The following is a 15,220-nucleotide window of genomic DNA, read 5'->3' as shown; positions in this document are numbered from 1 at the left end:
CATGTATTAACATGATTTAATGTTTGAAGATGTTTTTTATATCGTTTTATATGGTATAATTTTGTTTGATTAAACATATATTTTATGAAGGAAGTTTCTATGAATAAGATAAATGAACATAATGGAATGAGCCGCCGTGAATCTATCTACGAATTATTAAAAGAACAGTCTACTGTATATGTAAAGGATTTATCACAAAAACTTGGCGTGTCTGATATGACAATCAGAAGAGATTTACACATAATGGAGGAACAGGGAATACTTGTTACACATTATGGTGGCGCTACTATCAGGCATCCTAACTCACCTATACATAGTTTTGACATGAGGAAAGAGAGCTTCTACGAGGCTAAAACTGCAATTGCTCGTCGCGCGGCAGAACTTATTAAAGAAAATGATGTAATATATCTAGATCCAAGCACCACAGTGTTACTTATGACTAGATATCTTCCATCTTTGCATCACACCGTTGTGACAAGCTCATTGGCTGTAATGCAGGAATGTTCTCACAATCCATATATCACATTATACATAGCTCCTGGTAAATATCAGGATTCAAATGGTGGTTCTATGGATATGGATACTATGGCATATCTTTCAAATTTTCATTTTAATTCTGCATTTCTAGGAACAGGCTTTATAGATACCGTCTATGGAGTGACCAGCACAGAAATGGATAGTTCAATAAAACAGGTTGTTATGAGAAATTCCGAGCGAAACATTCTTCTTGTTGACCACTCAAAATTCGGGCAACATACCATGAAAAAGTTTGGAGATATCAAAGACTTTAATACTATTATCACAGACTCTGATATCTCCGATGAGGATCAATATAATATTTTAAAAGAAAATGTAAATCTAAACATAATACATTTTTAAGGTGCTCCATTTATTCCCAGAATTAGTGGTAGGATTAAAACTGCTAGTAACTCAAACACCATACTTCTTAGTACGGAGATTATTGCTGCAAATTTAATAGGTGTAAGTGAAAATCTAAGCAATCTGTCATTAGGCTTTATGAAATACGCAAGTGGTATAAGACCTCCAATTGATGCACTCAAACCAGTAGCAATTGCAGCGCCAGCTTTCTATTTGCTAATTAAAATATTATGAATAAAATCACCTGAGATATTTACTGCCTTTTGCGATAATAATCCTGTGACAAATGCTTTGAGTAAAAGGTAATACAACTCCCCATCGAGACCGACTTCCTCAAAATAACTTGAATGAAGATCCATAGTTCTAAGAATTTCGATACTTCCATCTGAATTATAATTTACCATAGTTGCTCTGTCACAAGGCATTCCATCTAATAAAATCTCCTGCAATTGGCTACAAACTTCTTCTGGGCTGTTAACACCCTCAATTATCATTGACTCTCCAGTTGATCTAACAACGGATTCAATTTTCTCAAGTCGTTCAGAATTATTTTTTGAAATTGCCGAAATGATATCAGCAAATCTCTTTTCTGCTCCATCTACCATCCCAAATAAGGACGCATGAATGTTACTCAAATCTACCGCCTCTTCTATAGGTGGAAATTCCTTTATAACAAAGTCATTCACGTCAACATTCCAGCCCTCTGCCTCAGTTAATTCAGCAATGGCATTGATAACCTGTTGCATAGTAATAATTCTATTGTACATCAGCGAATGAATTGGTCCTAAAAATGCACTCATCTTCTCCCCTCCTATCCAATTAAAGTCTTGATATCATCTTCTACTGTTGTAATTCCAGCAATACCAAAGTTTTCAACTAATACATTAGCAACATTAGGTGAGAGGAATGCTGGAAGTGTTGGTCCAAGGTGAATATTCTTAACTCCAAGGTAAAGAAGTGCAAGAAGCACAATTACAGCCTTCTGCTCATACCATGAGATGTTGTAAACGATTGGAAGGTCGTTCACATCATCAAGCTCAAATACTTCCTTAAGCTTAAGCGCGATAAGTGCTAGTGAATAAGAGTCATTACACTGACCAGCGTCTAACACTCTTGGAATTCCTCCGATATCCCCTAAATCCAGCTTGTTGTACTTATACTTGGCACAGCCTGCTGTAAGAATTACTGTATCCTTTGGGAGAGCCTGAGCAAACTCTGAATAATAGCTTCTGCTCTTTGCACGTCCATCACAGCCTGCCATAACAACAAACTTCTTAATTGCACCAGACTTAACAGCATCTACTACTGTATCAGCAAGGGCGAATACTTGCTCGTGAGCGAAACCACCTGTGATTGTTCCTGTCTCGATTTCTGTTGGAGCCTGACATTTCTTAGCCATCTCAATGATTTCAGAGAAATCTTTGGTCTCACCATATTTTCCATCTATGTGTTTGCAACCTGGATAACCACATGCTCCTGTTGTGAACAATCTATCCTTGTAAGAATCTGCTGGGGGAACGATACAGTTTGTAGTCATAAGAATTGGGCCATTGAAGCTTGCAAACTCCTCCTTCTGCTTCCACCATGCATTTCCATAGTTGCCTGCAAAGTTATCATACTTCTTAAAGAATGGATAATAGTGAGCTGGAAGCATCTCTGAATGGGTATATACATCAACGCCAGTTCCCTTTGTCTGCTCTAAGAGCATTTCCAAGTCCTTAAGATCATGACCAGAAATAAGGATACCGGGATTATTTCTTACACCTATATTTACTTGAGTAATTTCTGGATTTCCATAAGCAGATGTGTTGGCCTCGTCAAGAAGCGCCATTCCATCCACACCAAATTTTCCAGTTTCTAATGTAAGAGCTACCAAATCATCTACAGAAAGACTGTCATCTAATGTTGCCGCAAGTGCCTTCTGTAAAAATGCATCAACTTCTACATTATCCTTAAGCAGTGCGTTGGCATGCTTAGAGTAAGCAGCAAGTCCCTTAAGACCGTAAGTGATAAGCTCTCTAAGTGAACGGATATCTTCATTTTCAGTAGAAAGAACACCTACTGTCTTTGCCTTTGAATCAAATTCAACTTCTGCCCCTGCCCAAAGAGCTGCCTCTGGGAGGTTAGCTTTTGAACCTTCACTAAGCTGACCTAACAATTGTTCCTTAACGAAAATAGTCTCTCTGATTTTTTCGAAAATCGCATCATAATCAAAGTTTGCATTTGTAATAGTAGAAAACAGATTAACAGACACAAGATGGTTTATACTTTCTGGAACTTCCTTGCCTTCTTTACGAAGCGCTGTTGTTACAGCAGAAAGTCCCTTTGTAACGTATACTAATAAATCCTGAAGATTTGCAACCTCTGGCTTCTTTCCACATACACCAGACATTGTGCAACCACTGCATCCAGCAGTCTCCTGACACTGATAACAAAACATCTTATTTTCCATTTGTTTGACTCCTTTTAAACCTGTTGTTTGTTCATAGCTAGAACTATAACCCTAAACCGCAGGCAAAATAGTTGCAAATGCAACTCTTCTCATCGTATTATTTAGATAGTATATGGATAGGCAGGTGAAGGCTATGAATAATGAAATTAGTTATAACGACGTTGCTCTTTTTGAAAATATTAAAGAGGCAGATTTAGACAAACTGTTAGTTTGCATCCGTTCTTTCAAAAAGGAGTTCAAGAAGGGTCAGACCATCTATATGGAAACAGATAATATCCCCTACGTAGGAATTGTTTTATATGGAAGTGTTCATATGTTAAAAAATGACATTTGGGGAAATAATACTCTATTTACATTCTTCGGCCCTGGGGAATTGTTTGGAGAAAGCTTTGCGGTTCAGAAAGATGTTTCTTCCTCGGTGATATTTAAAGCTGCTGAGAATACCAAGGTCTTATTCCTTGCTGCATCCAACATAATTCATTCATGCCCTAATGCCTGTGGATTTCATGCTCAGATTGCAACAAACCTCTTTCACCTACTTGGAACCAAGAATCAAAAGTTCCTTAATAAAATAGAGGTTCTCTCAAAAGGAAGCATTCGAGAAAAGCTTTTAGCCTATATTTCTCAACTAGCCCAGGAACAGAACACAAAATATGTTAATTCCCCTCTTTCAAGAGTAGCTCTTGCAGAGTACTTATCAGTGAATCGTAGCGCAATGATACGAGAGCTCTCAAAAATGAGAGATGATGGAATTATAGACTTTGACAAAGATACTTTTATCGTAAAGGAACTTAATAAATCTAAAGTTCCGAGTCTGCCTTAATACAAGACAGACTCTTCTTTTATTTATTCCTTTGCTGACACTGCATATGGCACTGCTATAAACAGAATTCCGCCAATCATATTGCCAAGAGTAACCCATAACAGATTATGCATATAGCCACCCATTGTTACAGCAACTCCACAAGGATTTAATAATGCTTCTGTAAGAAGCGTCATATTTGCAATGCTGTGTTCAAAGCCAGTAGTAATAAATGCGAATAGACACCAGAAAATCATAATCAGCTTTCCTGCATCTGACTTAGCTCTGAAACCACACCAGGTAGCAAGACAAACCAGCATATTACAAAGAATTCCTCTTGCTACAAGTTGAGGTGCTGTGGCAGACATTTTACCAAGTGCACCATTTGCCATAAACTCTCCTACTGGTCCATTTGCAAGACCAGTAAAATTATAAATAACAGCTAAAAGAATAGAACCAACCCAGTTGCCAAGATAGCATACAATCCAAAGCTTGATTCCATCTGCAACTGTAATCTTCTTCTTTAGCATTCCTGCAGTCATAACAAGGTTATTTCCAGTAAATAACTCGGCTCCTGCGATAACTACCAAAGAAAGTGCTATGCCAAAGGAAACACCCATTGCCATCTTAGTTACAGGAGCTCCAGCAAGCTGTCCTCCAATTGTAAAAATCAAAAGAATTCCAAACCCAATGTAAGCACCTGCAAGCATGGAGAGTAAAAAGTATCCAACTGGATTCTTCTTTAAAAACGTCACCTTACCAGCCGCACCATTGGCAGCGGCCTCAAATTCATCTTTAAACATATTTTTTCTCCTCTTTAATTAGTGTTGGTTATCAAAGTGAATTCCATCCCAGTAAACAGTGTTATTCATTATTGTTTCTGGCATAAGTTCCACATCCTTTAGTGCATATTCTTTGAACTTTTCAAAGCCCACTCTATCGATAATGTAGCCAATATGCTCTTTTCTAGCTGGTGCATTTGGAGAAATATATTCTTCAACAAATGCGTATGTATTCTTGATGATTTTTACGATGTTGTCTTCATCAGCCCAGATGAGCCAGTCCTTGCCTAAGCGAGGATTCTTTTTACCTGTACGTCCCATGATTGTAAGCTTATAGTACTTCTTTTCTGAACGAGTCCAAGCTCTTGTAGGACACTTTGTAACGCAGACACCACAGCCGATACACTTTTCTGTATCGCGGACAATTTTATAATTTTCCATACGAAGAGCACCAACAGAAAGTGACTGGCAGCCCTTTACGCAAGCATTACAACTAACACAGCGCATTGGATCATACTGTGGCATTGTCTGACCGATAATACCAAAGTCGTGCATTCTAACCTTTGCACAATCGTTAGAACATCCTGTACAAGCTACCTTGAAGTGCAAATCATTAGGGAAGATTTCCTTATCAATTCTTCTAGCTAAATTTGATGTATTGTAGTTTGCAAAAGGACATACATTATTGCCTATGCATGCTGATACATTTCTTGTACCTGAAGCACTATAGCCCTTATCTTTATCCTCACCGTTCTGGTTGATTCCCACCTTCTCGATAATAGGCTGAAGCTTTTTGTTAACTTCCTCCATATCCTCAAGATGGATTCCTTCAATTTCGAATCCCTGACGTGTAGTCAAATGAACATAACCATTTCCATATGTCTGGGCGATTTCCTGAACCATGCCAAGGACTTCTGCATCACAGTATCCGCCTGGAACTCTGATTCTAGAAGCACCGATGCCACGTTCTTTGGTTATTCGCCAAGCATTTTTCTTAGCTTTTTTTGTATTAATATCTAATGACATACCTTATACTCCTTTCTCTTAATCAAAAAGTTCCTTGGCCTCAGTATAGTTAAATACTGGACCATCAAGGCAAACATATTTATCATCCATCTTGCAATGTCCACACTTACCTAGTCCGCAGCACATTTTACGCTCATAACTTGTCCAAATCTGTTCATCAGCAACACCGAGTTTTTGGATTTCCATGATAGTAAACTTAATCATGATTGGTGGTCCAACACAGATAAACACTGCATTTTTAATATCTTGAAATTTAAGATCAGGAATATATTTTGTAACCATACCAGTTGGTCCATCATATTCTTCTGGAGCATTATCAACGGTCTTGATAACATTGATAGTCTTTGACCATTCCTCAAAATCTTTCTTGAAAAGAACATCATCAGGAGATTTGAAACCAGCAATAACAGTAGTGCTTACAGCATCAGTAGGATTCTTTGCAAAATGCTGGATAACTCCTCGCATAGGCGATACACCAGTTCCACCACCAATGATTACTATTTCCTTGCCCTTATAATTATTGATGTCAAAACCATTACCATATGGTCCACGGATGAAAAGCTTATCTCCAACATAATTCTCAAATACTTCGTCGGTAACCTTTCCTACACGGCGGATTGTAAAGTCTACAAGACCATCTCCAATTCCGGAAACAGAAATAGGTGCCTCTCCGTATTTTGGAATAGAAATCTCAAAGAACTGTCCTGGCTTGACCTCGCCGTCAAACGCCATTCTGAAGGTATACTCTAAATCTGTATGCTTAATTACTTCTTTTATCTCGGAAAGCTGTGGTATATATTCATTCTTCATTTTATTCACACTCCTTTCCAAGACGATTAACTAAATTAGAATATGAAATGTACTCTGGGCATACGTCGTCACAACGTCCACAGCCTACGCACATATGATATCCAAATCGTTTCTCAAAATCGTGAATCTTGTGCATGACCTTGAATCGCATTCTATCTGCATTATCACTTCTAAAGCCATGTCCACCGGCGATTTCTGTATATCCATCTACCTGGCAGCTAGCCCAAACTCTTCTACGCTCTCCGTTTTTCTCATTATCCTTATAGAAAATATCTTGCATTGTAAAGCATGTGCAGGTTGGGCACACGAAGTTGCACCGACCACAGTTAATGCAACGGTTGCCGTATTCCTTGAACAACTCAGACTTCATGGTCTCTGGTGTGATGTTCTTAGGAAGTGTAACCTTTGTTGGATTCTCAGAAACAAAATCTGGAGAAACTGCTTCTTCGTTGCCTGACTTAAATGCCTCTGCTAGTTTCTCATCCTTGGCTTCTACATAGGCATTATCACCATCAAGCTTAAGATACAGATCGTATTCGTCAGTAGTATTTGTTCCCATGCTTACACAGAATCCTGAAGTGCAAGACTCCTTGCAACCCATAAGAACAAACTTAGTCATCTCTCGGGTTCTCTTGTAATAAAAATCTTCAAAACCATTCTTTAAATAAATCTGATCCAGTCTTTTTACTGCATTTAAATCACATGCACGTAAGAATACCAATCGCTCCTTTGCAGGTCCCTTTGGAACTGTTGTTTCGTCCTCAGTAAAATAAAAAATAGTCTCATTGATTGGCAAAAGCGCCTCTTTAAATGAATAATCGGATTTTTTCTTAAACTCGATTTCATCTAAACTTGAAACCTTGTCGTATCGCACCACATCTACGTCAGAAAAGGTACCATCCCCTTTTTTAACTACAGGTGCAAATACATCGTAATCCACTGCCAGTTTTGAAAAAATGGATGCCATTTCTTCTTTGGAAAACTTGTATCCCATATTTTTCTCCTTTTACAATAATTGCTGATTGAAAGTACGTTAATTTTTTGACAATCCATGATGTAAAAAAGCCCTTCTTGATATTTATTATCAAGTAGGGCTGTTACATTGTCTGTGATATATATCACACTTATTGTGAAATTTCTTTTAAACTTTTCATATCAATTACAGTAAGAAAGCCGTTCTCATGAATAACAATCTCATCTTTTTTCCATGATGAAATAATCCTAGAGACCGTCTCTCGCTTAGCACCAAGCATATTTGCAAGAAATGTTACCGTTAACTCAAAGCTAATCTGCACACCTTCTGGAGTGGAATTGCCATAGTCACGAGCAAGCTTCCATATTTTAGCCGCCAAACGTTTCTCAATAGGGTATGTTCCGTTGGCATTTCCAACCTGGTGATAAAGTCTTCTTGTTTTTCTAGCCAAGGAATCAAAAATTTCTCGAGACAACTCTGTATTATTTGCCATAAGTTTATAGAGCTCGCTTCGATGCACACATAGTAATTGGGTATCTGCAAGGGCCTTCGTACAGATGCTGGTCTTCTTGTCTTGCAGAACAACTTCATTTAAAACCTCACCATTGGTACAAATGAAAATTATCTTGATTTCACCATATCTACTGTTGCGGTATAGCGCCACAAATCCATCAAGGATAATATACATGCACTTGACTTCTTCCCTCTCTGCAAATAAGATTTCGCCTTTTCTCAAAGTTATAACCTTACCCACATCAAGAAGTTCTTTTCTGCTCTTCTCACTAAGAAGATTTAATAATCCTCTCTCTACTCTTTTCTCTGAATTCATAGTAAAAGCTCCATTATTCCATCGTAGGATGAAATCTCTGCCTCTTTATAAACTTCATATCCCAAATTAATAATTGTCTTGCTGCAAGCTGGACCAATTGAAATGATTTTCTTTGGCACATTATTTCCAAATTGTTCAATAGCAAAAGTTGCATTACTACCGCTTGTAAATATAGCCATTTCACAAGTTGAGATTTTTTCTTTCATATCTTCAGAGTTATCGTACTCAAGCTGCTTATTTTCATAGCATACAATCTTATTCAGCTTTATTTTGCTGTCTATGTTCTTCTCAAATAGTTCAGAAGTATTCTTCTGGCAGAACCAATAAGTCTCTGAGGAAGAATCAAGTCTACCATTTAAAGCCAATGCCAAATCCTCACCAGTTTGCTTTTCAGAAATAATATCTGAATTAAATCCAAATTCCTTAAGTGTCGATGCGGTCTTTTGTCCAATGCAGGCGAATTTCACGTTTGATATCGCTCTCGAATCAAGATTGTTTTCTTCAAATAGATTCCAGAAGAATGCCTTAACTCCATTGGCGCTAGTAAATACTATAAAAGCATTCTCCTTGAGTTCAGTCAGAAATTTCAAATCGCATTCTATTGGCTTAATAGCGCCAGAACAAGCGGTGATAACCTCAGCTCCAAATTCAATTAATTTTGATTCTAGTTCGTTTTCGAAAAAACTCTTTCTCGGATTACCAAGGGTGTAGTCGAACCCCCTAATAACAGGCAAGAATATTTTTTTGCCAAATAAAGGTCGTTGCTCAAAAAAATTAAGTTCTTTTTCTAATTTAGCAACTTCTCCTACCACAATAATCGCAGGGGAATCGATGCGTGCAACAGCAACTGCTTCATCTATGTCATTTAGTGTTGCTACTACCTTCTTTTGGTGATTAGTAGTTCCATTAGATATAACAGCTACTTTGGTTTCGGCGTCTCTGCCGGCAGCGATTAATCCCCTTGCAATTTCACCTACATGAGAAAGTCCCATCAAAAATATATAAGTCACTGTCTCATCAGTAAGCTTCAAGTAATCAATATCGGCTAGCGCATCTTTCTTACTATGGGCGGTGATAACCTGAAAACCTTTTGAAACGCCTCTATGAGTAACAGGAATACCTGCGGCGGCAAGAGCAGCTATGGAAGAACTTACGCCAGGAACGACGTCCACTTGAACGCCTTTATCAATCAAGTAAAGGGCTTCCTCACCACCTCGTCCAAAGACATAAGGATCTCCACCCTTAAGACGAACAACCAATTTGTACTTGCAGGCTTTTTCATACAAAAGCTCGTTGATTTTGTCCTGTGGGACAGTATGTAAATGGTTTGCCTTACCAACAAATATCTTTTCACAGTTTGCTGGTGCAATTGAAAGCAACCTCGGGTTTAGTAATCTGTCATATATGATGCAATCAGCTTTCTCAAGATATTCCTGCCCCCTGATTGTCATAAGTCCCATGTCTCCAGGACCTGCGCCAACAAGAACAACCTTTCCTAAAGAATTCATTATAAATCCTCCAACTGTCTTCTAATATCGATGACAGCTTTCTCTATCAAATCTATTTCGGCTTTTGCACCCGAAACTTCGGAAAAAGCAAGCTTTTCACCTGTCGCATTTCCAAAAACCGTTTTTAACACGAAGTTCCCATTTTCCTTGTATGCGTAGGCACCTATAGGAAGATGGCAGTCACCGCCAATCCTATCAAGAAAGCCTCTCTCCAAAAATGTAACTTTCTCTGCATCTTCGTCGCTCAAAGCATTTACCATTTCTAACAATTCATGGTTATTTGCATTAAGTTCGATACCCAATGTCCCTTGGGCAGGAGCTGGAATCATTTCATCTGGAGTAAAATAATAGCAAGTATCGGTGTTTATATTTAACCTATGAAGACCGGCAGCTGCCAAAACTATTCCATCCAATTGAGTTCCATCTTCAAGTCCCTCATGAAGCTTTCTGATTCTAGTATCAATATTTCCCCTAATAGGAAAGATGTGTAAGTCTGGCCTAAGTTTTAACAATTGATAGGAACGTCTCTTGCTGCCAGTAGCAATATTTGAGCCTATTGGTAAATCTGATAATTTATGACAACATTTTAGTATAAGAACATCTCTAGGATCTTCTCTTAACCAAGACTTTGCAAATACCAATCCCTCAGATGGTTTAGCGGGCATATCCTTCATCGAATGTACCGCAAGCTGTATTTCATTGTTCAAAAGAGCCTTTTCAATTTCATCTACAAATAAACCTTTAGAACCAATTTGATCCAAAGGCTTAGTTAAATCCATATCGCCTGTTGTCTTAATAACAACAATTTCATATTGATGCTCAGGGAATGCTTTTTTCAATGTATCGCAAACATAATTAGTCTGCACTAAGGCAAGCTTTGATCCCCTGGTACCAATTTTAATCAGCATTTGATTACCCCCTTGCCAAACCGATTCGACCAAAAACAGGTCGCAGTTGTACAGCAAATCCAGCCGCAAGAACACAAAGAATAAAATCTGGAATTATGGTGATTAAGCAGTATTGAACAACCACTACAGTGAACGATACTGTTTCACCTACATACAAATTCTTCATAAAATAAAAATATATTGCGCCAACTCCATAATAGACAAATAATCCAACAGTTGCAGGGATAATGTATTGCCAGCGTTTTGAATTATTCATTCTCTCCGTCATATAGCCAATCACATAGGCTGCAAATACAAATCCCAACAAGAAACCAAATGTTGGTCGCAATATATATCCAATTCCTCCACCTGATGCAAATACAGGAAGTCCGCAGAGACCTAATAGTAAATACACTACTACACTGAGCCCTCCAAGTCTCGATCCAAGCAAAAAGCCCGCCATCATAACGAAAAACCACTGTAATGTGAAATGCATGGTATAAAGTGGTAATGGTATGTCAATCTTTAGAAACGCTCCAATTATAATAAGAGCTGCAAATAATCCTGTAATTGTCAGCTCTCTGGTATTCAATTTCATATTACAATCCTCCTGTGGCGTGACTTAAATCACACTTAAAATAACACATAATTCTTTCACCCGCAACCTCAATTGTCATTGAGCAACAAATCAAAATTAGCTAAAATGATTTCATAAATCTCGTGAGGAGGGGAAAATATGGCGTATTTTCCAATGTTTGTAAATCTAACGGACAGTAAATGCTTAGTTGTAGGTGGTGGCAATGTTGCATATAGAAAAATTAAAGTATTATTAGATTTTGAGGCATACGTATATGTAGTGGCCGAAGACATAAATGATGAAATCAGAGCCCTTGCAAAGAGCGTGGACCGTATATTTTTAGAGGAAAGAGAGTTTTCACCAACTGATTTAAAAGATAAGACGCTTGTAGTAGCAGCTACTTCAGATAATACTCTAAATTCACAGATATCCTCCCTGTGCAAGACAGAGAAAATACCTGTAAATGTTGTGGATTGTAGCCAACTCTGCAGCTTTATTTTCCCATCCTATTTAAAGGAACAAAATCTCGTTGGAGCTTTCTCAAGTTCAGGAAATAGCCCAGTCATTACACAGATGCTAAGAGATCACGAGAAGAAGCTTTTAACACCAAAACTTGGAGAAATAAACGAGCAACTTGGAAAGCTTCGCCCACAACTAATAGAAAAATTTCCTATAGAAGCTGGTAGGAAACAAGTAATCAAGCACCTGATAGATTTTGCACTAACAGCTGATGAATTTCCCACAGATAAGGAATTTCAAATGGAAATTGACCATGATGGTGCTAAATAGTTGCAAATGCAACTTCTCCATAAGTCTTATTCAATTATTATATGGATTAGAACCACTCGAGAAAGATATGTTTATCGTAAAGGAAGGAAAACATGGAGAAGAGAATTGATTTAAAAAAAAGTGTATATGAGCTATGTACAGAATATCCAGAGCTTGTACAGATTATGGATAATCTAGGTTTTAAAGATATTACAAATAAGACAAAGCTAAATACTATTGGACGTGTAATGACCATCCCAAAGGGTGCCATTGTTAAAGGCATTGATATGATTGATGTTGTGCTGGCCCTTAAAAATAATGGTTTTGTTTTAGAAGGAAAAATGCCAGATTTCGACCAGAAATCCCTTGATAAGAAACTAGCGGATAGACAAGCTGATACGGGAGACACCCTTGATGATAGAACAGCTTTACTCAAATCATACATTGAAAGACTTAGCAATGGTGAAGATTTAGAATCTGTTAAGAAAGATTTCGTAAAGAATTTTTCTGAGGTTGAAGCTGGAGAAATTGCAAAAGCTGAACAGGCTCTCATAAGCAGCGGAACTCCTGTGACAGAGGTTCAAAAGCTTTGTGATGTCCATTCTGCTCTTTTCCATGGTGCCACTAAGGCTGAAAAAATTGCTAATGCTGAAAAAGCTGTAGCTGAAACTTTAAAAAACGAAAGCTATGGTATGGGTATCGGGTCAAAGGTAAAGGCAGCTCCATTAAAGAGACAAGATGGTGCTGATGAACAGTATAATGTCCTCAAAAAGATTGAAAACCACCCTTTAAATGTATTTTCACTTGAAAATGAGGCTATTTCAGATGCTCTTAAAGAATTAAGAAGTGCTATGGAAAGTCGCGAAAATCTCATCGAAACATTGGATAAAGCCAGAGAATTAGCTATTCATTATGCAGAAAAGGGTGACTTGCTCTATCCTCTTCTTAAGCTTAAGTATCATTTTGTAGGACCTTCAGATGTAATGTGGTCAGTAGATGATGAAATTCGTGATGAAATGAAAGTTCTCTCTAATAGTGCAAAAGATTTCCCTTCACTTTTAGAGGATACTGATTGGAATAATCGACTTGATGCAGTTGTGACAAGAGCTGAAGAAATGATTTATAAGGAAGAAAACATACTCTTCCCACTTTGCGCTAAGAATTTTTCTGAAGAAGAATGGTCTGATATTGCTAGAGATTTCAACGACTATAAGCCTTGCCTTATTGGAAAACGCCCTCTGTGGGGGAAAGCTACTCCAAAGAAAAATGTTAGAGACTTACCTCAGACTGGGGATATGATTAACCTCCCATCAGGTCAGCTTACTCCATACCAATTGGATGCGATGCTTAACACTATTCCTATTGAGCTTACATTTGTTGATGAAAATGATGTTAATAAATATTTTAATGACGGTGATGATATGAAACTTTTCAAGCGTCCCCTCACAGCTCTTGATAGAGAAGTTTATACCTGTCATCCTCCTAAATTTGATCCAATGGTTCGCTCTATCATTGCTGATTTCAAAGCCGGCACCAGAGATTGCATCGAGATTTGGAGCAGCCGCGACGACCAGGCCGTACTAATACGATACATGGCCGTCCGCGACAAGGACCATAATTATGTTGGAACCCTTGAATGTGTCCAACCTATGGGCTTTGCAGAAAAGCACTTTAGCTAATTTTCTCAATTTGCGCAAGTGCTTCGTTAATAATAGCACTTGCGTCAGCTTCATAAATATCTAATCCCACAGCTTTAATAAGCTCTACATCCTCTACTCCATAGAAGTTTTCTGCAAGGGTCTTTATGTAGCCGAAGCCATATTCTTCCGGAACATAGATGCATCACCAAGCTGTAAAGCCTTGTAGTAGCATAGCCATGATGAACCAGTAGCCAAGACCGATAATATTAGGAAAATCCAGTTCTTTTTGCTTATAGCAAATACAAACCACATGTTAGACCTCCCCAATATCGTTTCTACAAATCCAATTCTTTACAAAGGTTTTCGTATCTCTTTTGCTCTTTTTCCTTGATAGGCTTAGATGAATCTTTAAAGCAATGGTCGATTACATCAGCATCTTTAAGAAGTTCATCCATAGGCGAATCAATTACTAGTTTGTCATCATGATGATATATTGCAGAGCAAATAGTATCTGTTTCTTCTACAGAAGTTATAGCTAATTCATCAAGAATCTTTCTAGCCAAATCAGCGCCTAAATGTGCATGATCATCATATGAGCCACTCTTATATGCATGCATATCGTGAAGCATTGCTGCCATTGCTGCAAGTTCTTCATTTAGCCCACGCTTCTTTGCTAAAATTGTGGCTGCAAGAGATACACCGTAAAGATGTGCTGTAGCACTGGTGCGCTTCTCTTCTTCCAAAAGATTTAGTTCTTTATCTACGTATTCACGAAGTGTTTTTAATCTGCTCATTTGCTATCCTCCCCTAGATTAGAAAATATTGCATCAGTTCATATTTCAACTTACTACCCTCTTCTATATCTGCAGGTAGCAAGGCACGAGCTACTAATTTGAGCTCATCTGAGTCAATATCAGTTCTCTTTAAATTGGCATAATCACCATCAATACTCTCCACTACGTAAAACCAGGTTTCCATATAACCTCCCATTATCTTGAATATTTAGGCGTTTGCGAAACGCCAGAAGCCGCATAAATACGGCATTTTCACTTAACTAAAAAAGAATAACCCCTCACTGGATATGGTATAATAGAGTTGTTCAAAGAAACTATCATACACACCCAAGAAAGGAGTTATTCTGACATCTATGATACCATATAAACAGCTTTCTTTGGCTGATATTTTTCAAGATTGCCAAGATAAATTTGAAAATGACAAACCTGCTTTTCTTTCTCTATTAGAGACCTATATCGACATTGATGAAATTATTCCGATTTCATTTAGAAA

The 15,220-nt window shown here is 37.9% G+C and carries 16 protein-coding genes and 2 pseudogenes; 5 read left to right on the top strand and 13 right to left on the bottom strand.

Annotated features, from left to right (window positions below):
• Nucleotides 1-99: 99 nt before the first annotated feature.
• Entirely contained in the window at nucleotides 100-879 is a 780-nt protein-coding gene (locus tag BLV53_RS15325; protein WP_170830900.1) for a DeoR/GlpR family DNA-binding transcription regulator, read from the top strand.
• Nucleotides 880-1,088: 209 nt separating this feature from the next.
• Here the strand turns inward: BLV53_RS15325 and BLV53_RS15320 are convergent, their stop codons facing one another.
• Nucleotides 1,089-1,679, bottom strand: a complete 591-nt coding sequence (locus BLV53_RS15320; protein ID WP_090302465.1) for a hypothetical protein — start codon at nucleotides 1,677-1,679, stop codon at nucleotides 1,089-1,091.
• Between the two features lie 11 nt (nucleotides 1,680-1,690).
• Nucleotides 1,691-3,331 carry a hydroxylamine reductase gene (gene hcp, locus BLV53_RS15315; RefSeq protein ID WP_090302461.1) on the bottom strand — a complete coding sequence of 547 codons (1,641 nt, stop codon included), beginning with the start codon at nucleotides 3,329-3,331 and terminating at the stop codon, nucleotides 1,691-1,693.
• A gap of 133 nt (nucleotides 3,332-3,464) precedes the next feature.
• Here hcp and BLV53_RS15310 point away from each other — a divergent pair, with 133 nt between their 5' ends.
• Nucleotides 3,465-4,154, top strand: a complete 690-nt coding sequence (locus BLV53_RS15310) for a Crp/Fnr family transcriptional regulator (RefSeq protein WP_090302459.1) — start codon at nucleotides 3,465-3,467, stop codon at nucleotides 4,152-4,154.
• A gap of 23 nt (nucleotides 4,155-4,177) precedes the next feature.
• Here the strand turns inward: BLV53_RS15310 and BLV53_RS15305 are convergent, their stop codons facing one another.
• From BLV53_RS15305 to BLV53_RS15270, 8 genes are all read right to left on the bottom strand, one after another.
• Entirely contained in the window at nucleotides 4,178-4,936 is a 759-nt protein-coding gene (locus tag BLV53_RS15305; protein WP_090302457.1) for a formate/nitrite transporter family protein, read from the bottom strand.
• A gap of 18 nt (nucleotides 4,937-4,954) precedes the next feature.
• On the bottom strand, nucleotides 4,955-5,941 hold the full coding sequence (gene asrC, locus BLV53_RS15300) for a sulfite reductase subunit C (RefSeq protein ID WP_028243331.1): 987 nt from the start codon (nucleotides 5,939-5,941) through the stop codon (nucleotides 4,955-4,957).
• Nucleotides 5,942-5,959: 18 nt separating this feature from the next.
• On the bottom strand, nucleotides 5,960-6,751 hold the full coding sequence (gene asrB, locus BLV53_RS15295; RefSeq protein ID WP_090302455.1) for an anaerobic sulfite reductase subunit AsrB: 792 nt from the start codon (nucleotides 6,749-6,751) through the stop codon (nucleotides 5,960-5,962).
• 1 nt (nucleotide 6,752) lies between these two features.
• Nucleotides 6,753-7,745 (bottom strand): anaerobic sulfite reductase subunit AsrA, encoded by a 993-nt coding sequence (gene asrA / locus BLV53_RS15290; RefSeq protein WP_090302453.1) that lies wholly within the window; start codon nucleotides 7,743-7,745, stop codon nucleotides 6,753-6,755.
• A 130-nt stretch (nucleotides 7,746-7,875) separates the two neighbouring features.
• Nucleotides 7,876-8,553: a Crp/Fnr family transcriptional regulator gene (locus tag BLV53_RS15285; protein WP_090302451.1), complete on the bottom strand. Its 678-nt coding sequence runs from the start codon at nucleotides 8,551-8,553 to the stop codon at nucleotides 7,876-7,878.
• A complete protein-coding gene (gene cobA / locus BLV53_RS15280) occupies nucleotides 8,550-10,061 on the bottom strand; it encodes a uroporphyrinogen-III C-methyltransferase (protein WP_090302449.1) in 1,512 nt (503 codons plus the stop codon). The genes BLV53_RS15285 and cobA overlap by 4 nt, the downstream gene beginning before the upstream one ends.
• Nucleotides 10,061-10,969, bottom strand: coding sequence for a hydroxymethylbilane synthase (gene hemC / locus BLV53_RS15275; RefSeq protein ID WP_090302447.1), 909 nt, complete (start codon nucleotides 10,967-10,969; stop codon nucleotides 10,061-10,063). Before hemC ends, cobA begins: the two co-directional genes overlap by 1 nt.
• A 4-nt stretch (nucleotides 10,970-10,973) precedes the next feature.
• Entirely contained in the window at nucleotides 10,974-11,546 is a 573-nt protein-coding gene (locus BLV53_RS15270) for a biotin transporter BioY (protein ID WP_028243327.1), read from the bottom strand.
• A gap of 138 nt (nucleotides 11,547-11,684) precedes the next feature.
• Here BLV53_RS15270 and BLV53_RS15265 point away from each other — a divergent pair, with 138 nt between their 5' ends.
• Together BLV53_RS15265 and BLV53_RS15260 are read left to right on the top strand one after the other, a co-directional pair.
• On the top strand, nucleotides 11,685-12,314 hold the full coding sequence (locus BLV53_RS15265; RefSeq protein WP_090302445.1) for a precorrin-2 dehydrogenase/sirohydrochlorin ferrochelatase family protein: 630 nt from the start codon (nucleotides 11,685-11,687) through the stop codon (nucleotides 12,312-12,314).
• Nucleotides 12,315-12,406: 92 nt separating this feature from the next.
• Nucleotides 12,407-13,972 carry a DUF438 domain-containing protein gene (locus BLV53_RS15260; RefSeq protein WP_090302443.1) on the top strand — a complete coding sequence of 522 codons (1,566 nt, stop codon included), beginning with the start codon at nucleotides 12,407-12,409 and terminating at the stop codon, nucleotides 13,970-13,972.
• Nucleotides 13,973-14,128: 156 nt separating this feature from the next.
• Here the strand turns inward: BLV53_RS15260 and BLV53_RS15255 are convergent.
• From BLV53_RS15255 to BLV53_RS15245, 3 genes and pseudogenes are all read right to left on the bottom strand, one after another.
• Nucleotides 14,129-14,227 (bottom strand): annotated as a pseudogene (locus BLV53_RS15255) (EamA family transporter); the annotation flags it as partial.
• A 41-nt stretch (nucleotides 14,228-14,268) separates the two neighbouring features.
• Nucleotides 14,269-14,727 carry an HD domain-containing protein gene (locus tag BLV53_RS15250; RefSeq protein ID WP_090302441.1) on the bottom strand — a complete coding sequence of 153 codons (459 nt, stop codon included), beginning with the start codon at nucleotides 14,725-14,727 and terminating at the stop codon, nucleotides 14,269-14,271.
• 13 nt (nucleotides 14,728-14,740) lie between these two features.
• Entirely contained in the window at nucleotides 14,741-14,911 is a 171-nt protein-coding gene (locus tag BLV53_RS15245) for a chorismate--pyruvate lyase (protein ID WP_090302439.1), read from the bottom strand.
• A 169-nt stretch (nucleotides 14,912-15,080) separates the two neighbouring features.
• Between BLV53_RS15245 and BLV53_RS17765 the strand changes: the two are divergent.
• Nucleotides 15,081-15,220 (top strand): annotated as a pseudogene (locus tag BLV53_RS17765) (ISNCY family transposase); the annotation flags it as partial.

Origin of the sequence: Pseudobutyrivibrio sp. ACV-2, from assembly GCF_900107545.1 — a bacterium.
Taxonomy (GTDB): Bacteria; Bacillota; Clostridia; order Lachnospirales; family Lachnospiraceae; genus Pseudobutyrivibrio.
Note: the sequence above shows the minus strand (reverse complement) of the source record. Positions and strands in the feature narration are given on the sequence as shown.